We start from the raw sequence: 20,031 nt of genomic DNA on the forward strand, positions 1-20,031 counted from the left end.
AGGAGTGCTATGTTTCAGACGACATTGAGCCATCGCCGCTATCAGTTTACGGATTTACGCGAGCTGATGGCGAAAGCGTCCCCCGCACGGTCGGGGGATTATCTGGCCGAAGTGGCGGCCGCCAGCGCGGAAGAGCGTATGGCGGCAAAAATGGCGCTGGCGGAGGTTCCGCTCAAGACGTTTCTGCAACAGCTGCTGGTGCCTTATGAAGAGGACGAAGTCACCCGGCTGATCATCGATACGCACGACGTCGCGGCGTTTGCCGCGATTTCCCATCTGACCGTGGGTGATTTTCGCGACTGGCTGCTCAGCGAAAAAACCGACAGTTTCACGCTTGCCGCGGTGGCAAAAGGGATCACGCCGGAAATGGCGGCGGCGGTCAGCAAACTGATGCGCAATCAGGATCTGATTCTGGTCGCCAAAAAATGCCGGGTGATTACCCGGTTCCGCAATACAATCGGGCTGCCGGGGCACATGAGCGTGCGCCTGCAACCCAATCATCCTACCGATAATTTGCAGGGCATTGCGGCCAGCATGCTCGACGGTTTGCTTTACGGTTCCGGCGACGCGGTGATTGGCATTAACCCTGCCAGTGACAGTTTGCCGCTGCTGGAAAATCTCAATTACATGCTCGATGACATCATTTCGCGGTTCGAGATCCCGACGCAATCCTGCGTGCTGACGCATGTTACCAATACCATCAAGCTGGTCGAACGCGGTGCGCCGGTCGATCTGGTCTTTCAGTCGATCGCGGGAACCGAAGCGGCGAACAGCGGTTTTGGTATCAATCTGGCGCTGCTGGCGGAAGCACAACAGGCGGCGCTCAGCCTGAAACGCGGAACGCTGGGCGATAATGTCATGTATTTCGAAACCGGGCAGGGCAGTTGTTTGTCGGCGAATGCGCATTTCGGTGTGGATCAGCAAACCTGCGAAGCGCGCGCGTATGCCATCGCGCGGCATTTTTCGCCGCTACTGATTAATACCGTGGTGGGTTTTATCGGGCCGGAATATCTGTATGACGGCAAGCAAATTATCCGCGCCGGTCTTGAAGACCATTTTTGCGGCAAACTGCTTGGCGTACCGCTCGGTTGCGACGTGTGTTACACCAACCATGCGGAAGCCGATCAGGACGATATGGATACGTTGCTGACGCTGCTGGGCACCGCCGGGCTGACGTTCCTGATTGGTGTACCGGGCGCAGATGACATCATGCTTAATTACCAGAGCACGTCTTTCCACGACGCGCTGTACATCCGCGAATTGCTGGGGCTGAAACACGCGCCGGAATTTGCCGTCTGGCTGGAGAAAATGAAAATTATTGATCCGCAGGGCGTGTTGCAGGACACCCGCGCATCGCATCCTTTACTGCGCCAGTTGCCGCAACTTAACTGAGGCCCGCTGTGATGAACAAAGAAAAAGGGCAGGAACTCTCGCCGGTGGTGCATCACAACCCGTGGGAAACGCTGCGGCAGTTTACTGCGGCACGTATCGCGCTGGGGCGCACAGGGTCAAGTTTGCCCACTGATGAACTGCTGCGCTTTGGTCTGGCACATGCGCAGGCGCGTGATGCCGTACATCAGCCTTTTGACAGCCAGCAACTGGAACCCGAACTTGAAGCGCTGGGGCTGGAAACGCTGACCGTCGCCAGTGCCGCGCCGGACAGGGCAACTTACCTGTGCAGACCGGATCTGGGGCGCAAACTGTCGGAAAGCAGCCGGCTGGCGTTGCAGGAAAGGGCCGGTGAACCGGCAGATATTGTGCTGGTGGTCGCCGACGGTTTGTCGTCCAAAGCCGTGCATCGTCAGGCTGTGCCGCTTATTGCTGCATTATTGCCGTATTTGCGCACGCTTGAGCTAAAACCGGGGCCGGTGGTGCTGGCGCATCAGTCGCGCGTGGCGCTGGGGGATGATATTGCGCAGGCGATGAAAGCAAAGGCGGTAGCGATTCTGATTGGAGAACGCCCCGGTTTATCTTCACCGGACAGTCTGGGGATTTACATGACCTGGGGGCCGCACACCAAAAGGCTGGAATCTGAACGCAATTGCATCTCTAACGTGCGCCCTGAAGGGCTGAACTACCCGCAGGCGGCGTTTAAACTCGCGTGGCTGCTCGAACAATCGTTCCATCATCAGTTGTCCGGGGTGAATCTGAAAGATGAAAGCGATAATCCCGCGCTGCACAATAAAGTCGTGCCGATGTTTACACTGGAATAATTGGAAGGGGAGAAAATAATTTCCGGATATCAGAAACGAAAAAAGCGCCTAAAGGCGCTTTTCTCTGAATTGGTGGGCCGTGCTGGATTCGAACCAGCGACCAATTGATTAAAAGTCAACTGCTCTACCAACTGAGCTAACGGCCCGCAGAAGTGGTGGGCGATGACGGGTTCGAACCGCCGACCCCCTCCGTGTAAAGGAGATGCTCTACCAACTGAGCTAATCGCCCACTTCTGGGTACTTCCCCACGTAAGAAGAAACTTGCTGAGAAGTGGTGGGCGATGACGGGTTCGAACCGCCGACCCCCTCCGTGTAAAGGAGATGCTCTACCAACTGAGCTAATCGCCCATTTCTCAATTCTTCTTACTTATCACAACGCGGCACCCTTAAAAAAGAGTGGTGGGCGATGACGGGTTCGAACCGCCGACCCCCTCCGTGTAAAGGAGATGCTCTACCAACTGAGCTAATCGCCCCCGTCGTGATGGAGTCGCATTATAGGGATACTTGAAATAACGTCAACGCTTTTTAAAAACAAAAATGATCGTTCGGCTTATTTTTAGTCAACCTGACGCGTTTCTCGCCCGCGTAGTCGATTGTTTACGCATTCATGGCCTTAAACACGGTCACTGCCCCTGTATCAGCGTTGAGGAATCAGGGCAGAGTGGTAGAATGTCAGCCACTTTTTGTTAACTGATAGCGACGTTTTTCAGCGTTGCGTTATTAAGGTTGCACCCGGATGAAAATCAAAACCCGTTTTGCCCCAAGCCCGACCGGCTATCTGCACGTCGGCGGCGCCCGTACCGCGCTTTATTCCTGGCTCTATGCCCGCAACCTTGGCGGTGAGTTTGTGCTGCGTATCGAAGACACCGATCTCGAACGTTCCACGCAGGAAGCGATCGACGCGATTATGGATGGCATGAACTGGCTGAATCTGGACTGGGATGAAGGCCCGTATTTCCAGACCAAACGCTTTGACCGTTATAACGCGGTCATTGATGAAATGCTGGAAAACGGCACGGCGTATAAATGTTATTGCTCTAAAGAGCGTCTGGAAACGTTGCGTGAACACCAGATGGCCAATAACGAGAAGCCGCGTTATGACGGTCGTTGCCGCGACAGCCACGAACATCACGCCGCTGATGAACCTTGCGTGGTGCGTTTCCGTAACCCGCAGGAAGGTTCGGTTATTTTTGACGACCAGATCCGCGGCCCGATCGAATTTAGCAACGACGAGCTCGATGATCTGATCATCCGCCGTACCGACTGTTCTCCGACTTACAACTTCTGCGTTGTGGTGGATGACTGGGATATGGAAATCACCCACGTAATCCGTGGCGAAGACCATATCAACAACACCCCGCGCCAGATCAACATCCTGAAAGCGCTGGGCGCACCGGTACCGGTTTACGCGCACGTTTCCATGATTCTGGGTGACGACGGTAAAAAACTGTCCAAACGTCATGGCGCGGTCGGCGTTATGCAATATCGCGATGACGGTTATCTGCCGGAAGCGCTGCTGAACTATCTGGTGCGTCTGGGCTGGTCCCATGGCGATCAGGAAATCTTCAGCCGTGACGAAATGAAAGCGCTATTCTCTCTGGAAAACGTCAGCAAGTCTGCCAGTGCGTTCAATACCGAAAAACTGCAATGGCTGAATCACCACTACATCAATACGATGGATCCGCAATACGTTGCGACGCACCTGCTGTGGCACGTTGAACAGGCCGGTATCGAAACCCGTAACGGCCCGCAGCTGTTCGAAATCGTTACCTTGCTGGGCGAACGTTGTAAAACTCTGAAAGAAATGGCCGAGTCCTGCCGTTACTTCTACGAGGATTTCGCAGAGTTCGATGCGGATGCGGCGAAGAAACACCTGCGCCCTGTGGCACGTCAGCCGCTGGAAGTGGTTCGCGCGAAACTGGCTGCGATTACTGACTGGACGGCGGTAAACATTCACCATGCGATTCAGGGCACGGCGGATGAGCTGGAAGTCGGGATGGGTAAAGTCGGGATGCCTCTGCGCGTTGCCGTCACCGGCGCCGGTCAGTCTCCGGGCGTTGACGTCACGGTCCACGCTATCGGTCAGAGCCGTGTACTGGCGCGTATCGATATGGCGTTAGCCTTTATCGCTGAGCGTGAAACCCAGCAGCAGTAAGTTCTCTATTGATTCACTCTAAAGGGTGATGAAGTAAAAAAAAACCAGCGCGGGAAACCGGCTGGCTTTTTTAATGCGTAAAAAACGTCAGAGCGAATTAACGTTGTTCAGTTGCAGGTGCTGCCACGGTCGGACGGTAGGCCAGAAAATACATCAGCCCGACGAAGCCCGCGCCGCCGACGGCGTTGCCAAGGAATACGGCCGCGAAGTTCGGGAAGTACTGTGACCAGCTCAGTGCACCGGCAAAGATTGCCGCTGGCACGATGAACATATTCGCCACGACGTGCTGGAAGCCGATAGCCACGAACGCCATCACCGGGAACCACATCCCGATCACTTTACCGCCGACTTCTTTACTGGCGAAGGCCAGCCAGATCGCCAGACACACCAGCCAGTTGCAGCCGATACCGGAAATGAAGGCGTGCATAAAGTCTGCATTCACTTTTGCGGTGGCGGTGGCGACGGTTTTGCTCAGGTACACGCCTTCGGTCAGGCCGAGAACGTGGCCGAAGAAATAGGCCACGGCCAGGCTGCCTAGAAGGTTAGCGAGAGTGACCCAGAACCAGTTACGCAAAACGGCGTACAGGCTGATCTGACGCGCAAACCAGGCGATCGGTAAGGTCATCATGTTACCGGTCAGCAGTTCTCCCCCTGCTAAAACGGTCAGAATGATCCCCACCGGGAATACGGCGGCTCCCAGCAAGTTACTAAATGATCCCCAGGATGCAGGTAACGTCCCTATTACATGCAGATCCAGCAGAAAACCGGTGGCGATGAACGCGCCAGCCAGGAAGCCCAAAATTAACAAATTCAACACGGAGGCGTGACTTTTGTTTACGCCCGTTGTGACAGCGATGGATGCGATTTCTTTAGGTGAATACAAGGACATGAGATAGCTCGAATGGTGTAAGTTATGATTATTGCGCGGGCAGTCTATTCTGAGATTTCTCTCAAAACAAGACGATTTTAATAGTCTGCTAACATGTCATTAATCATCCGGACATAGATGTTAAGAAAATGCTTATGCAGATCAAAAAGCTAGTCGGAATGCGGGCTGACGGGCAAATTGTAAAACAATGCATCCTGCGGAGAATTTCCGTGAGGGCAGGGCTTTTTTCCCTGTGAAATGCGAGATTTGGCGGCTTTTTCAGCGCTTGATTCCAGAAACGGATTTAGCCGTTGACAGGCCAGACTGCGTTTCATATTATGCGCCCCGTTCACCCGTTTTTACGGGCATGAATTGGGGGTATAGCTCAGCTGGGAGAGCGCTTGCATGGCATGCAAGAGGTCAGCGGTTCGATCCCGCTTATCTCCACCAACTTCCTTACCAGAGTGAGTTGGTTAGTTCCTCAAAAGGGAACACAAGAAGTACAATGTGGACGACCTCGTGTGGGGGTATAGCTCAGCTGGGAGAGCGCTTGCATGGCATGCAAGAGGTCAGCGGTTCGATCCCGCTTATCTCCACCAAATATTAAAGAAACCCGCTTCGGCGGGTTTTTTGCTTTCTGTTCTCTCCCTCCTGACTTCCTGAATTGCAGGCATAAAAAAAAGGCGCCGGAGCGCCTTTCTTCGTCGTTCTGTTGTTTGCTTACTTACGCCAGTACCAGACCCGCGATAGAAGCTGACAACACGCTGACCAGCGTTGAGCCGTACAGCAGTTTCAGGCCGAAGCGTGAAACCACGTTGCCCTGGTGTTCGTTCAGGCCTTTGATAGCACCGGCAACGATACCGATAGACGAGAAGTTCGCGAAAGACACCAGGAACACGGACAGGATGCCCACGCCACGTGGTGAAAGTTCGGTCGCCACTTTCTGCAGATCCAGCATCGCAACAAATTCATTGGAAACCAGTTTGGTTGCCATGATGCTGCCGACCTGCAAGGCTTCGTGGCTTGGCACGCCCATCATCCATGCGAATGGATAGAAGACATAACCCAGCACGCCCTGGAAGGTGATACCGAATACCACGTCAAACAGCGCATTCAGGCAGGAAATCAGTGCGATGAAACCAATCAACATGGCGGCAACGATGATAGCGACTTTGAAACCGGCCAGGATGTATTCACCCAGCATTTCAAAGAAGCTCTGACCCTGGTGCGTGTTCCCGATTTGCAGGTCTTCTTCTGAATCAACTTTATAAGGGTTGATTAACGACAGTACGATGAAGGTACTGAACATGTTGAGCACCAGCGCAGCAACAACGAAGCGCGGTTCCAGCATGGTCATGTACGCACCCACAATCGACATAGAAACCGTCGACATCGCTGTGGCTGCCATGGTGTACATACGTTTTTCAGACATTTTGCTCAGAATATCTTTATACGCGATAAAGTTTTCTGACTGACCCAAAATCAGGGAGCTGATGGCGTTGAAAGATTCCAGTTTCCCCATGCCATTAATTTTCGACAAGACCGTACCGATGATACGGATGACGAAAGGCAGGACACGAATGTGTTGTAAAATACCGATCAGTGCGGAAATAAACACGATCGGACACAAGACTTTCAAGAAGAAGAACGCTAATCCTTTATCGCTCATGCCTCCAAATACGAAGCCGGTCCCTTCCGCAGCGAATCCTAATAATTTCTCAAACAAGTCTGAGAAGCCTTTCACAAAACCTAAACCGACAGAAGAGTTCAGGAAGAAATAGGCTAATAAGACTTCGATGACCAACAGCTGAACAATGAAACGCAAACGGATATTCTTCCGGTCACGGCTCACCAGTAAAGCCAGTGCTGCGACAACGGCCAACGCTAATACAAAGTGCAATATTCGGGACATGGGTGCTCCAAATTAGAGGCAGGCTATATTTCGACGGACATTTTATGTAACGCGTACATTTAAAACGTGAAGTCGATAGCAAATATAGAAATTACAGACACGAATTGCAACAAATCGAGGTCTATCACACAAAATATCAAGATGTTAATAAAACTAAGCACAATTAGCATTCTTGTGCTAGTTTTATCATGTGCCGTAATGCGTTCCAAATCTGGCCAGTAAATGTCTGTTTTAGGAAAATGCATGCTGTCAGGCTTTCTGAAAGCCGACAGAATGATTAACCACTCAGTGATGACTTTGCCGCTTACGCTGCTGCCTATCAGAGAAATTACTCCGATCATTCTAAATGCACTTGATAATCATTATCAATTAGATATGATTGATGTAAGCGTAATAATTGTAAGGGTTAACTGACTATGCTGAACAGCCGGGCCGAATCTACAGGCCGCGCAGCCAGAAAGATGAAGCTTTCACTGATGGGACCGGCGTTTATTGCCGCCATCGGTTACATCGATCCGGGCAACTTTGCGACTAACATTCAGGCCGGTGCGTCTTATGGCTACCAGTTGCTGTGGGTGGTGGTCTGGGCCAACGTCATGGCGATGTTGATCCAGTTATTGTCTGCCAAACTGGGTATTGCCACCGGCAAAAACCTTGCCGAACACATCCGTGACCGTTTCCCGCGTCCTGCCGTCTGGGCTTACTGGGTCCAGGCGGAGATCATCGCGATGGCGACCGATCTCGCCGAATTTATCGGTGCGGCGATCGGCTTCAAATTGCTTCTCGGGGTTTCGCTGCTTCAGGGCGCGGTGCTTACCGGGATTGCCACCTTTATTATCCTCGGGTTACAAAAGCGCGGGCAAAAACCGCTGGAACTGGTCATTGCCGGTTTGCTGCTTTTCGTCGCCGCCGCTTATATCGCAGAGTTGTTCTTCTCGCAGCCAAGCATCGTGGCGCTGGGTAAAGGCATGCTGATCCCTGCGCTGCCCACCAGTGATTCCGTCTATCTGGCCGCCGGTGTGCTGGGCGCGACCATCATGCCGCACGTCATTTATCTTCACTCCTCGCTGACTCAGCGGGCAGGGAAGGCCTCGAAAGAACAGCGTTATTCCGCGACAAAGCTGGATGTCGGTATCGCGATGACCATCGCCGGTTTCGTGAATCTGGCGATGATGGCGACCGCCGCCGCTGCGTTCCATTTCAGCGGCCACAGCGGGATCAGTGAACTCGACGAAGCCTATCTGACGCTGCAACCGCTGCTCGGCCACGCCGCCGCGACGACATTTGGCCTGAGCCTGGTCGCTGCCGGTTTATCCTCCACCGTGGTCGGCACGTTGGCCGGTCAGGTGGTGATGCAGGGCTTTGTGAAATTCTACATTCCGCTGTGGGTGCGCCGTACGGTCACCATGATGCCGTCTTTTATCGTGATCCTGATGGGGCTCGATGCGACGCGAATTCTGGTCATGAGCCAGGTATTGCTGAGTTTCGGGATTGCGCTGGCGCTGTTGCCGCTGCTGGCCTTTACCGGCAACCGCAGCCTGATGGGCGAAATGGTCAATACCAAAACCGTACAGTGGGCGGGGCGACTCATTGTGCTGATTGTTGTCAGCCTCAATTTCTATCTGCTCATCGGTATGCTGAAATAATTTACAGCTGACAGATTCAGGCCATAAAAAACGGGACAGTTTGCGCTGTCCCGTTTTTGTTTCTGGCATTCAGTGAATCAGTGACGACGACGGTCGTCGCCCTGGTCGTCACCCCGGCCATGTCCGCGGTCCGGTCCGTGACCTCTGTCCGGGCCGCGTCCGTGGTCATAATGCGGCCGACCGTGATCGCCATGATAATAACGCGGCGGCGGTGGCATCGGGCGGCGTGGCGGATGGCGTTGCTGCCACCAGCCCTGATCGCGCCAGCGGTAACCGTCCCAGTAATCGCCGCGCGGGCCACGGTGACCATAATTATGGCCGCGGTAACTGTTCCACCAGCTCGGATTGCGCCAGTCGTATCCGTCCCAGTAATAACCCCGGCGGTCACGCTCGCCAATACTGATGGAAAGACCCGGCGTATTGAGGCTAAAGCTGCTGGCCTGAACAGCAGGCGCGGCAGCAGGAAGCAAGGCGAACAGCAATGTCCCGAAAAGTATTGGCTTAATCATAGACGGCCCCAGATTCCTTATAATTTATGCTGACAGTTATAAGGGGAAGAGGGGCCGGGTTCTATTGCTTACAATCCTGTTTTGATTGATTTACCTGCCTTAACGAAATCCTTACGGTGCCTCCATAAAGGTGCGTTTATTAAGCAGATGGGTAACCGTTTACACTAAGATCGCTTCGATCGCCGCCAGCTCTTCCGGGGTGAAATGACGGTTAGCAATCATGCCGACCGCATCATCAATTTGCCCGGTTTTGCTGGCACCGATAAGCACAGATGTCACGCGATCGCCGCGCAGCACCCAGGCCAGTGCCATCTGAGAGAGTTTCTGCCCGCGCGCCTGCGCAATGTCATTCAGCTTACGCACTTTCGCCAGTTTCTCATCCGTCAGTTGATCGGTAGTCAGGAATTTACTGTCGCTGGCCGCGCGTGAATCTTCAGGAATGCCCGCCAGATAACGGTCGGTCAGCACACCGCCCGCCAGTGGCGAGAAGGCGATGGAACCCACGCCGTTATCCGCCAGCGTATCGAGCAAATCCGCTTCCACCCAGCGTTCGAACATGGAATATTTTGGCTGATGGATCAGGCACGGCGTGCCGAGCTGTTTGAGGATCTGAAACGCTTCTTTAGCGCGGTCTGCCGGATAATTGGATAACCCGACGTACAGCGCTTTGCCCTGACGCACGATCAAATCCAGCGCCGCCATGGTTTCCTCCAGCGGTGTGTCCGGATCCGGGCGGTGATGATAGAAGACATCCACGTAATCCAGTCCCATGCGTTTCAGGCTCTGATTCAGGCTGGCCACCAGATATTTTTTCGAACCCCAGTCACCGTAAGGGCCGTCCCACATGGTGTAACCGGCTTTCGAAGAGATAATCAGCTCATCGCGATAAGGGAGTAAATCTTCCTGCAAAATGCGGCCAAAATGCTGTTCGGCAGAACCCGGAGGCGGGCCATAGTTATTGGCGAGGTCAAAATGGGTGATCCCGTGGTCGAACGCGTGGCGGATAAGCTTCCGGCCATTTTCAAAATGGGCGTTATCCCCAAAGTTATGCCAGAGGCCAAGGGAAACGGCAGGCAGTTTTAGCCCGCTCTGACCACAGCGGCGGTATTCCATCTTTTCGTAACGGTTGGGACTCGCTAAATACGGCATAGAGACCTTTCTTTTAAAGGGTATGAATCATGTAAGGATGAGGTAAAAAGCCCTTTTAGTGTATGCGCTTTCACAGGCATTTCCAGATATTCAGATCACATCCGGAACAATCCCTGTAGCCCCTTTTCGTGAATAAACACGGGGGTAGCATCCTTTCTGATTTCCTCTCTATTACCGAAACTGCTGAGCAATAACGCCTGCGTGATCTCAGTGCAATGCTGTAACTCTGCGTTTCCACATCTTATTTTGGAGAATAAATATCCTATTCCCCGGTTTGGCGTAATACTTAAGCTAGTGGGATTAACTGTTTACTTTATTTTTAACAGAGGATCGTCATGGATAATCTATATACCGTAGGTGACTATCTCTTAGACCGCTTATCGTTTAGCGGGGTCTCCGAGTTGTTTGGCGTGCCGGGGGATTACAACCTCACTTTTCTCGACAGTGTGATTAACCATCAGCAAATCACCTGGGTGGGCTGCACTAACGAACTTAACGCCGCGTACGGCGCAGACGGATACGCGCGTACCAAAGGTATCGGTGCGTTGCTGACCACTTTTGGCGTTGGCGAACTGAGCGCACTCAACGGCGTTGCGGGCAGTTATGCCGAATACGTACCGGTGATCCACATTGTCGGGGCTCCGGCGCTGGCCTCTCAGCGCAAAGGCGAATTACTGCACCACACACTGGGCGACGGCAACTTCGGCCACTTCATGCGGATGTCACAGCCGGTGAGTGTCGCGCAAACCGCGCTGACGCCGGAAAATGCGCTCGCTGAAATCGACCGCGTCATTGAAGAAGCCCTCTATCACTCGCGGCCGGGCTATATTTTGCTGCCAAGTGATGTGGCCGCATTGCCGGTCAGTACCAGAGCACATGCGCTCCCGCCGCGTCAGCCGCCATTCTCGCCTTCTTCTCTGGAAGCCTTTGCTGCCGCCGCTGAAAACCAGCTGCGCAGCGCAAAACGCGTTTCGCTGCTGGCGGATTTCCTTGCCGATCGCTTTGACGTCAAAACCGCGCTGGAAGCATGGATGGAAGAAGTGCCGCTGCCGCACGCCACCTTGCTGATGGGCAAGGGGCTGTTTAACGAGCAGCAAACGAATTTTGCCGGAACCTATTCCGGGGCGGGCAGCGCGGCATCGACCCGCGAGGCCATTGAAGGCGCGGATGTGGTGATTAACGTCGGGGTGAAATTCACCGATACGATCACCGCCGGATTTACCCAGCAGTTGCCCGACGGTAAGTGCATTGATCTCCAGCCCTTTTCCGCCCGCGTGGGCGATCAGATTTTCCACCAGTTGCCGATGGCTAAAACCGTCAGTGTCCTGCATCGTCTGACCGCAGAACTGGCCTCCGGCTGGCAGCCTTATGCGGTAAAACGCACGGCGCTGCCCGACTCCCATGAAGGGCATTTCGGGCAATACGAATTCTGGCAGCAGATTCAGGATTTCCTGCAACCGGGCGATATTCTGGTCGCGGAGCAGGGCACTGCCTGCTTTGGCGCGGCGGCGCTGAATCTGCCGGAAGATTGCCAGTTTGTTGTCCAGCCGCTGTGGGGCTCGATTGGTTTTACGTTGCCCGCCGCGTTTGGCGTACAAATTGCGGCTCCCGCGCGCCGTGTGGTACTGCTTATCGGCGACGGCTCGGCGCAACTGACCCTGCAGGGGCTGGGTGCGGCGATCCGTTACGCGCTGCCGCCGATCATTTTCGTCATTAACAATGACGGCTATACCGTTGAACGGGCGATCCACGGCGAAACGCAGCGTTATAACGACATTGCGCAGTGGAACTGGACGCAGTTTCCGTCGGCTTTTGGCGGCAAAGATGTGTTCACCGCGCGGGCTGATTCTCCGCAGGCGCTGAAAGAAGCGATAGAAAAAGCCAGTGCGCATCGCCAGATGGCCTGGATTGAAGTGGTTCTGCCAAAAATGGATATCCCCGAACTGTTAAGCTCGGTGACAAAATCACTGGCGAAACGCAATTCAGGGCACTAAATCGTCGTCCTTCTCCGGCGGGTCAATCAACTGGTCGATGAACCAGCTTCCCGCCGGGCCGGGCTGATTATTTTTACTCCATACCGCATCCACAGATATCTTTTTTGGCCAGCCACGCAAGGGCAGCGTCACCAGTTTGTCATGCCCGAACTGCTTCACCAGCCAGTGCGGTAACGTCGCCCAGCCAAACCCCTGCTCCGCCATTTCCAGCAGCATCAGATAACTGGGTGCAGACCACACCTGGCCCTGCGCGCGCGGCATTTCGCGGCGGCTGTAAGGCTGCAAACACAGCTCTCGGAACGTATGTAACTGCTCGGGTTGCAGTTTCTCCATTTTCGCCAGCGGGTGCTCCCGGCTGCAAAAAATCGACATATCCGTCTGCTCGGGCAGCCGCGCCGCGCCGATATCCGGCGGATAACTTGCCTGCGCCTCCACCATGCCGATATGCGCGCGACCCGACTGCAACAGCTCGATGACGTCCTGATCTTCGGCAATCTGGCATTCAAATTCGATATCCGGATAACGCCGCTCAAACCGGCGCAGCAGCGCCTCGTGGTGCGTGGGCTGATAGGTATCGGAAAGCACAAACGTCAGGCGGGTTTCCGGCTGCGTGGATAACCGCACGGCCAGTTCATCGAGGCGCTCGCTGGCGGCCAGAATGGCCTGAACGTGGCTCAGCACACGCTGCCCGGCGGGTGTCAGCACCGGATGGCGGCTCTGACGGTCAAACAGCATCACGCCTAAATCCACTTCCAGATTGGCAATCGCCGTGCTGACCGTCGATTGGCTTTTACGCAATTTCCGCGCGGCGGCGGAGAACGATCCGGCGTCAGCCGCTTCCACAAAAGCAATCAGGGCTTCCGGTGAATAGCGCATGGGCAACTCTCCTGTAAGTTCAATCCATCGATTTTAACGATACTTACTATCTTTAATCCATCTTATTTAGTGATGATAATACCTGCCTGTGACAACCGTCACGCACTCATTATCAGGGAACAGGCAGGTTTTTATGTCTAAGCAAACACGTAATTCATCTCAGAAAACATTGGGCGAACGCATCTTCCATGCCGTCGGCTTCGAGACGCTGGCCGTCCTGATCTCCGCCCCGGCAGCTGCATGGGCGCTGAATAAACCGGTCTGGGAAATGGGCGCGCTGGCTATCATGTTGTCGACGACAGCAATGGTGTGGAACATTATTTACAACACCTTCTTCGACAAATTCTGGCCGGTCACCCGCGTGGTGCGGACGCTGAAAATCCGTATTGCCCATGCGCTGGGTTTCGAGGGCGGATTCATTCTGATTGGCCTGCCGATTGCTGCGCTGTGGCTGGGCATCGGCTTAGCCGACGCGTTCATGCTGGAAATCGGGTTCTTCCTGTTCTTCCTGCCCTACACCGTGGCCTATAACTGGGTGTATGACACGCTGCGCCAGCGCTGGATGCAGCGCCGCGCAACGGTTCAGGATTGCCCGGCCAAACATTAATTCCCGCAGGCTATCGCCCGACAAAAAGCCCGCAGACATTTTCTTTGTTTGCGGGCTTTTTGTCGGTTATGGTTTTGTCACGCAGACTGTTTTCGCCAAAAATACGCAGACAAAAGGGAAGCAGAGATGAAAACGTTAGGGCTGATTGGCGGCATGAGCTGGGAATCCACCGTGCCGTATTACCGGATGATTAACGAACATGTGAAACAACAGTTGGGCGGATTACACTCTGCCAAACTGTTCCTCTACAGCGTCGATTTCTACGAGATTGAAAAGCTGCAAATGGCCGGTGACTGGCAGCAGGCAGGCGAACTTCTTGGCAACGCGGCCAACTCGCTGGCGCGCGCCGGGGCTGATGTCATCGTGGTCTGCACGAATACGATGCACAAAGTGGCCGGTGATATTGAGCGGATTGGCAGCCTGCCGTTGCTGCACATTGCCGATGCCACCGCCGGAAAAATCAAAGCGCAGGGGCTGAAGAGAATTGGCCTGCTTGGCACGCGTTTCACCATGGAACAGGATTTTTATCGCGGGCGCTTACAGGAACAGCATCAGATTGATGTCGTGACGCCGGATGCCGGTGACCGCGAAATCATCCATCGCGTCATCTACGAAGAATTATGTCTGGGGATTATCCGCAACGCGTCACGCGAAGAATACCGAAGGATTATTGCCAATCTGGAACAGCAGGGCGTGGAAGGCATTATTTTCGGCTGTACTGAAATCACCCTGTTGGTGGGCGCTGAAGATGCGGGCGTTCCCGTTTTTGATACCACCGCCATTCACGCGCTGGCGGCGGCTGAGTTCGCCCTGAAAGACTCTTAATCGGCGTCAGGATCCTCACGCCGCACTGACTGTTTCGCCACCAGCATCAGCGGTTTACCGGCCAGCATCAACCAGGCTGGCAGCATCACGATACACAACAGCGGCAGCAATTTAAGCCCCGGCACTACAGCGGCCGCCATAAACAGACTGAGCCAGCCATCGCGCGTGACCACCAGGACCATGCCCATTACTGCGCAGGAAACGGTGACCGCTGCAGGCACATCCGGGGCGTACTGATGCAACATCAGACCCAGCGAGACGCCGACGAACACCGCCGGAAAAATACGTCCGCCGCGAAAACCGCAGGCCGCCGCCACCACTAAGGCCGCCAGCTTGGTGAGCGTAATCGCCAGCAGCGGACCCATCTCAAACAGCTGATTCGAATGAGCCAGCTGTTTCATCTCATCCAGCCCTTTGAACAGCGTGATTTCCCCGCCAATCAGCGCCAGCAGGCCGAGCACAAACCCGCCCAGACCCAGCCGCAGCACCGGGTTCTGAATGCTGTTAAACAGGCGATGCATATGCGGGAATAACCAGATCGCGAGCATCCCCAGCGCAATGGCGATTAACACCACCACGGAGCCGCTGAAAACATCAATCAGGCGTGAACTGTCATAAGCCGGAATGGTCAGCGAAAAGTCGGGCTGGAAAAACTGATCGGTGGTAATCGCCCCCGCACCCGCCGCCAGCAGCGGCGCGAAAAGCCGATCCCACAGCGGCACATCTTTATTGGTGCCCAGCGTTTGCGAGAAAATCAGCGCGGCGGCAATTGGCGTACCAAACAACGCACCGATGGTTCCGGCGGCGGCCAGAATCACCCAGTCAGTGGTCGGCACTTTCGGCATAAACCGCGCGCCAAACGCGGCGGCCAGCGCAATATTAATCACGGTAATCGGATATTCAGGGCCGAGGCTGACGCCACCGGCCAGACCGAGCATTAAGGCTAACGCCAGCCCGGTCAGTGAACTGATTGCCACCGGCGCGCCAATCAGCGATTCGGTCGCCGGATCCGGCCCCGCATGACCCGGCATATACCGGATTAACGCACCCACGCCGATGCCTGTCAGCGTCAGCATAAACAACGTCCAGCTGGCAGACTGAGTATTCACATGTAAAACAGCGGGAATGTTTTGCCAAAGCAAAGTTTGCAATGCACCGGCAAGCATCATGATGGCGACCAGAATCAGGCTCGACAGCACGCCGATGATGATCGCGGGCAACGCAAAAGCCAGCATGAGTCTGGCGCGGGGATGAAACATGCAAGTATTTCCTTATATTATAATTTTGTATGCCCTAATAGCTTAGATGAATCTCAGCAAGGTCTGTTTACCGGCAGCAGACATTATTCTGTGTGACATGCCGCATAAATGTGCGTTGGTTCAAAACTGCGTTGCAGCGTATAGCAATTACCGCTATTTTGCCCACACGAATCTGTAAGCTTTGCCACCGCTGGCAGGCTTTCGCCGGTCGCGTGAAGGGATGTGCAGCTTATAGCAGCGCGTCTGGCCGCGTACTCTTTCGCACAGCAACTTTAGCGCGGGTGCGCAGCATAACGAATTTACTTTTGTGGAGAATAACATGACCAAATACTCCCTGGTGGGCGATGTCGGGGGCACCAACTGCCGCCTGGCGCTTTGCGCTTTAGACAGCGGCGAGATTTCTCAGTCGAAGACTTTTTCCGGGCTGGAATATGACAGCCTCGAAGCCACGGTTCGTGAGTATCTTTCGCAGCAGCAACAGGAAGTTGAGGATGCATGTATCGCGATTGCCTGCCCGATTACCGGCGACTGGGTGGCGATGACCAACCACACCTGGGCCTTCTCCATTGCAGAAATGAAGAAAAGCCTCGGGTTGAAACATCTGGAAGTGATCAACGATTTCACCGCCGTTTCCATGGCGATCCCGATGCTTAAAGAAGCCGACCTGCTTCAGTTTGGTGGCAAAAAAGCGCAGGACGGTAAACCGGCGGTGATTTACGGCGCGGGCACCGGTCTGGGCGTGGCGCATCTGATCCACGCCAACAAACAGTGGATGAGCCTGCCGGGCGAGGGCGGTCACGTTGATTTCGCGCCAAACAGCGAAGAAGAAGACAGTATTCTGGAACAGCTGCGCACCGAAATGGGCCATGTTTCTGCGGAGCGTATTCTTTCCGGGCCGGGGCTGGTGAACCTTTACCGCGCGATTGTTAAATCCGATAACCGCGTGCCGGAAAACTTCAAACCAAAAGATGTCACCGAGCTGGCGCTGTCAGACGAAAACGTCGATTGCCGCCGCGCGCTGTCATTATTCTGCGTCATCATGGGGCGTTTTGGCGGTAATCTGGCGCTGAACATGGGCACGTTTGGCGGTGTGTACATCGCGGGCGGGATTGTTCCGCGCTTCCTGGAATTCTTCAAAGCCTCCGGTTTCCGTGCGGCGTTTGAAGACAAAGGGCGCTTTAAAGATTATCTGATGGATATTCCGGTGTTCCTGATCACCCACGATCAGCCGGGATTGTTAGGCGCGGGAGCCTATCTGCGTCAGTCGATTGGTTTGACGATTTAATGTTAACGGCCTCCCTTGTAAAGGGGAGGCCGTAACATCAGAACCGCATTAACTGCCTGAATTCCTTCACCTTGCTCCGGCTGACCGGCACTTCGAAATCCAAATCACTTAACCGCAAAATGTAGGTGTTGTTAAACCACGGCACAATCTCGCGGATCTTCGACAAATTCACACAATACGAACGGTGGCAGCGGAAAAAATGTTCCTCCGGCAGGCGGGTGCACAGCTCGGTAATGTTCATCGGCATGGTGAATTCTTCTTTGCGGGTATAAACCTGCGTCACTTTTTCCTGCGCGGCGGCGTAATAAATATCGTTAATGTCCGTCACGATAATGCGCTCATCTTTGATGAGATTAATGCTGTGGCTGACGCGCGGCGCATTACTCGGCGCGGGGGCGGAGGCTTCCTGCTTATCCTGGCTGTCACGCTGAAAATGCGATTCGAGTTTTTGCAGCATCGTGACGATGCGGGATTCGTGATAAGGCTTGAGAATGTAGTCAAACGCTTCGATTTCAAAGGCTTCGGCGGCGTGTTCTTTGTAAGCGGTGATAAATACAATGTAAGGTTTATGCGCGAACTTACTGATATTTTGCGCCAGTAAAACACCGTCGAGCGAAGGAATGCTGATATCGAGAAAAATCGCATCCACTTCATTGGTTTGCAGATATTTAAGCACGTCCAGCCCGTCATCAAATATCGCTTCAATTTTGATGTTGCTGTGTGTGTTGATCAGATAACTCAGTTCTTCCTGAGCCGGTACTTCATCTTCGACGATAATGGCTTTCATGGAATGATCCCCGATGCGTTCGCCCGAAACGCGGGCGGCAGGTTAAGTGCTTCAAAAATTATAATTAGCGAATATTTACGGCATGGGTCTTCGGCTTCAGGCTATTTTGCTCTCAGGGGCATTTGCCACAGCGGAAGGGGTCTTGGTGATCAAAAAAGAAATATCTGTCCCCGGCTCAAGACGCCGGATATTCAACCCCTGACCGTACAACAGCGAAACGCGGTGATGTACATTCAGCAGGCCGATTTTATTCCCCGGCATTTCATTGCGTTCAACGCGGTCAATCGTTTCCTGATTGATGCCGTGGCCGGTGTCTTTCACGGAAACCTTAACGCCGCCGGGCTGATGTTTGACCGAAATCACCACCACGCCTTTACCGCTGCACTTCTGGATCCCGTGGACGATAGCATTCTCCACCAGCGGCTGGATCAGCAGGCTGGGGATTTTCACCGAAATATCGTCATCAATGTCATAAATCACCGTCAGCTTACTGCCAAACCGTGCCTGCTCGATGGCGATATAATCCTGCACCTGGTGCAACTCTTTACGCAGATCAATCAGCTCATCGTTCAGTTCCAGGTTATAACGTAAGTAACGGGAAAGATTGATGATCAACTGCCGCGCAACGTCAGGGCGGGCGCGGATTGACGATGAAATCGCGTTCAGCGCGTTAAACAGAAAGTGCGGGTTAATCTTGCTTTGCAGCGCGCGCATTTCGGCTTTGTTTGCCATTTCACGCAGTTGCTCGGTGCGCGATACTTCCATCTGCGTCGACATAATTTGCGACAGCCCGATCGCCATGACTTTCAGCGAATAGGTAATGCGGTGCGGGTCGCAATAATAGATTTTCAGGGAACCGGTCACTTCACCTTTTTCCCACAGTGGGATAATAATCAGCGAGTGAATTTGCGGCGTGCGGTGCATCTCATCGTTATTTTTGACGGTAATCTCGCCGCTTTCCAGCGTGGCCTTGGTCATCTCGCTGAGCGCTTCATGGCCGATATTATAAACTTCCGCGCCCACGCCCACATAGGCCAGGATGTTTTTGGTATCAGTAATAGCGACGGCATCGGCGTCGATATCATCGCGAATAATCCGGCAAATATTGGCTAATGATTCTGCGTTGATACTCAGACCTTCTATGTGACGAAAATAGGGCAGCGTTTTATTGGCGATATCCAGCGCCAGCCGCGCCTGCCGGGCGGCAATAACTTCTTTTTCATCCTCGACGCTTTGTACCAGAATCACGATAAGGCCAATCGAACTGGCACCGAGGATCAGCGGCGCGGCGATATTCATGACGATATCCAGCCCGAGCGAAAACGGGCGAGCCATCAGTAAAATCAGAATCATGGTCAGCGTTTCGCACAGCATGCCGCCGATAATACCGACTTTCCAGTGCAGTGCTTTTTTGACTTTCTTATTGATATAGCCCGACAGGAAACCGGCGGTAATACTGGTGATCAGACACGGAATGGACGTCGGCCCGTGAATGTCGATCAGGAACCGGTGGGTGCCCGACACCACGCCGGTGATAATACCAACCCACGGCCCGAAAAGGATGCCGCCGGACATAATGGCGATAGTCCGCACGTTAATCAGCGAGCCTTCAACGTTGATCCCCGAAAGTGTGCCGAAAATCGCGAACAGCGAGAAAATGGCGGTCACCGCCGCCAGTTCCAGCGCGGTATGGTTATCATTTTCTTTATGCAGCAGTTTACGGAACAGCGGGGTACGCGTGAGGAAGAACAGACAGATGAGCATCAGCGCCGCACGGTCAAAGACCGCCAGCAGCATATCAAACATGTGAGGCATGGCGATTTCTCTGCACAGTAATACATGGCTGTGCCAAATGGATTCAGCCGTTATTATAAATAAAAGGTCAGGGTTTCACCACCAAAGGACGGGGAGCGGTTGGGTTCAGGTTAGAAACTCATTTTATAAAA

Annotated in this window: 16 protein-coding genes and 6 tRNA genes; 10 read left to right on the forward strand and 12 right to left on the reverse strand. The window is 53.9% G+C overall.

The window, feature by feature from the left end; genetic code table 11:
- The first annotated feature begins 9 nt into the window (after window positions 1-9).
- Together ACM5QY_RS10345 and eutC are read left to right on the forward strand one after the other, a co-directional pair.
- Window positions 10-1,392, forward strand: coding sequence for an ethanolamine ammonia-lyase subunit EutB (locus tag ACM5QY_RS10345; protein ID WP_416120547.1), 1,383 nt, complete (start codon window positions 10-12; stop codon window positions 1,390-1,392).
- Window positions 1,393-1,403: 11 nt separating this feature from the next.
- Window positions 1,404-2,213, forward strand: coding sequence for an ethanolamine ammonia-lyase subunit EutC (gene eutC / locus ACM5QY_RS10350; RefSeq protein ID WP_416120548.1), 810 nt, complete (start codon window positions 1,404-1,406; stop codon window positions 2,211-2,213).
- 70 nt (window positions 2,214-2,283) lie between these two features.
- Here the strand turns inward: eutC and ACM5QY_RS10355 are convergent.
- The 4 genes from ACM5QY_RS10355 to ACM5QY_RS10370 all read right to left on the reverse strand — a co-directional run bounded on the left by ACM5QY_RS10355 (window position 2,284) and on the right by ACM5QY_RS10370 (window position 2,686).
- Window positions 2,284-2,359, reverse strand: a tRNA-Lys gene (locus ACM5QY_RS10355).
- Between the two features lie 7 nt (window positions 2,360-2,366).
- Window positions 2,367-2,442 (reverse strand) — tRNA-Val (locus tag ACM5QY_RS10360).
- A 43-nt stretch (window positions 2,443-2,485) separates the two neighbouring features.
- Window positions 2,486-2,561: transfer RNA gene (locus ACM5QY_RS10365), tRNA-Val, on the reverse strand.
- Window positions 2,562-2,610: 49 nt separating this feature from the next.
- Window positions 2,611-2,686: transfer RNA gene (locus tag ACM5QY_RS10370), tRNA-Val, on the reverse strand.
- 263 nt (window positions 2,687-2,949) lie between these two features.
- Here ACM5QY_RS10370 and gltX point away from each other — a divergent pair.
- Window positions 2,950-4,368 (forward strand): glutamate--tRNA ligase, encoded by a 1,419-nt coding sequence (gltX, locus tag ACM5QY_RS10375; RefSeq protein ID WP_416120549.1) that lies wholly within the window; start codon window positions 2,950-2,952, stop codon window positions 4,366-4,368.
- 97 nt (window positions 4,369-4,465) lie between these two features.
- Here gltX and ACM5QY_RS10380 read toward each other — a convergent pair whose 3' ends face one another.
- Window positions 4,466-5,257, reverse strand: coding sequence for a formate/nitrite transporter family protein (locus tag ACM5QY_RS10380; protein ID WP_416120550.1), 792 nt, complete (start codon window positions 5,255-5,257; stop codon window positions 4,466-4,468).
- A 353-nt stretch (window positions 5,258-5,610) separates the two neighbouring features.
- Between ACM5QY_RS10380 and ACM5QY_RS10385 the strand changes: the two genes are divergently transcribed.
- Both ACM5QY_RS10385 and ACM5QY_RS10390 read left to right on the forward strand, forming a co-directional pair.
- Window positions 5,611-5,686 (forward strand) — tRNA-Ala (locus ACM5QY_RS10385).
- Window positions 5,687-5,759: 73 nt separating this feature from the next.
- Window positions 5,760-5,835, forward strand: a tRNA-Ala gene (locus ACM5QY_RS10390).
- Between the two features lie 125 nt (window positions 5,836-5,960).
- Here ACM5QY_RS10390 and ACM5QY_RS10395 read toward each other — a convergent pair.
- On the reverse strand, window positions 5,961-7,148 hold the full coding sequence (locus tag ACM5QY_RS10395) for a NupC/NupG family nucleoside CNT transporter (protein ID WP_013574449.1): 1,188 nt from the start codon (window positions 7,146-7,148) through the stop codon (window positions 5,961-5,963).
- A gap of 416 nt (window positions 7,149-7,564) precedes the next feature.
- Here ACM5QY_RS10395 and ACM5QY_RS10400 point away from each other — a divergent pair, with 416 nt between their 5' ends.
- Entirely contained in the window at window positions 7,565-8,794 is a 1,230-nt protein-coding gene (locus ACM5QY_RS10400) for an Nramp family divalent metal transporter (RefSeq protein WP_416120551.1), read from the forward strand.
- A gap of 77 nt (window positions 8,795-8,871) precedes the next feature.
- Here ACM5QY_RS10400 and ACM5QY_RS10405 read toward each other — a convergent pair whose 3' ends face one another.
- Complete coding sequence (locus ACM5QY_RS10405; RefSeq protein ID WP_416120552.1) at window positions 8,872-9,303, reverse strand: DUF2502 domain-containing protein; 432 nt, start codon at window positions 9,301-9,303, stop codon at window positions 8,872-8,874.
- Between the two features lie 159 nt (window positions 9,304-9,462).
- Complete coding sequence (gene mgrA / locus ACM5QY_RS10410) at window positions 9,463-10,452, reverse strand: L-glyceraldehyde 3-phosphate reductase (protein ID WP_416120553.1); 990 nt, start codon at window positions 10,450-10,452, stop codon at window positions 9,463-9,465.
- 335 nt (window positions 10,453-10,787) lie between these two features.
- On the opposite strand from mgrA, the gene ACM5QY_RS10415 reads away from it, so the two are divergent.
- Window positions 10,788-12,446 carry an alpha-keto acid decarboxylase family protein gene (locus ACM5QY_RS10415; protein WP_416120554.1) on the forward strand — a complete coding sequence of 553 codons (1,659 nt, stop codon included), beginning with the start codon at window positions 10,788-10,790 and terminating at the stop codon, window positions 12,444-12,446.
- On the opposite strand, the gene ACM5QY_RS10420 is transcribed toward ACM5QY_RS10415, so the two are convergent.
- On the reverse strand, window positions 12,435-13,322 hold the full coding sequence (locus ACM5QY_RS10420; protein ID WP_416120555.1) for a LysR family transcriptional regulator: 888 nt from the start codon (window positions 13,320-13,322) through the stop codon (window positions 12,435-12,437). The genes ACM5QY_RS10415 and ACM5QY_RS10420 overlap by 12 nt on opposite strands.
- Window positions 13,323-13,455: 133 nt before the next feature.
- On the opposite strand from ACM5QY_RS10420, the gene ACM5QY_RS10425 reads away from it, so the two are divergent.
- The gene (locus ACM5QY_RS10425) at window positions 13,456-13,929 is read left to right on the forward strand and encodes a multidrug/biocide efflux PACE transporter (protein WP_416120556.1); all 474 of its coding nucleotides are present in this window, start codon (window positions 13,456-13,458) and stop codon (window positions 13,927-13,929) included.
- A 126-nt stretch (window positions 13,930-14,055) separates the two neighbouring features.
- Window positions 14,056-14,754: an aspartate/glutamate racemase family protein gene (locus ACM5QY_RS10430; protein ID WP_416120557.1), complete on the forward strand. Its 699-nt coding sequence runs from the start codon at window positions 14,056-14,058 to the stop codon at window positions 14,752-14,754.
- Here ACM5QY_RS10430 and ACM5QY_RS10435 read toward each other — a convergent pair.
- Window positions 14,751-16,013, reverse strand: coding sequence for an ion channel protein (locus tag ACM5QY_RS10435; RefSeq protein ID WP_416120558.1), 1,263 nt, complete (start codon window positions 16,011-16,013; stop codon window positions 14,751-14,753). The genes ACM5QY_RS10430 and ACM5QY_RS10435 overlap by 4 nt on opposite strands.
- A 319-nt stretch (window positions 16,014-16,332) precedes the next feature.
- Between ACM5QY_RS10435 and glk the strand changes: the two genes are divergently transcribed.
- Window positions 16,333-17,298: a glucokinase gene (gene glk / locus ACM5QY_RS10440; protein WP_416120559.1), complete on the forward strand. Its 966-nt coding sequence runs from the start codon at window positions 16,333-16,335 to the stop codon at window positions 17,296-17,298.
- A gap of 37 nt (window positions 17,299-17,335) precedes the next feature.
- Here glk and ACM5QY_RS10445 read toward each other — a convergent pair whose 3' ends face one another.
- Both ACM5QY_RS10445 and ACM5QY_RS10450 read right to left on the reverse strand, forming a co-directional pair.
- On the reverse strand, window positions 17,336-18,085 hold the full coding sequence (locus tag ACM5QY_RS10445) for a LytR/AlgR family response regulator transcription factor (RefSeq protein WP_416120560.1): 750 nt from the start codon (window positions 18,083-18,085) through the stop codon (window positions 17,336-17,338).
- Window positions 18,086-18,181: 96 nt separating this feature from the next.
- Entirely contained in the window at window positions 18,182-19,900 is a 1,719-nt protein-coding gene (locus tag ACM5QY_RS10450; RefSeq protein ID WP_416120561.1) for a LytS/YhcK type 5TM receptor domain-containing protein, read from the reverse strand.
- Between the last annotated feature and the right edge of the window lie 131 nt (window positions 19,901-20,031).

It is taken from the genome of Rahnella sp. PCH160 (genome assembly GCF_047784855.1).
GTDB lineage: Bacteria > Pseudomonadota > Gammaproteobacteria > Enterobacterales > Enterobacteriaceae > Rahnella.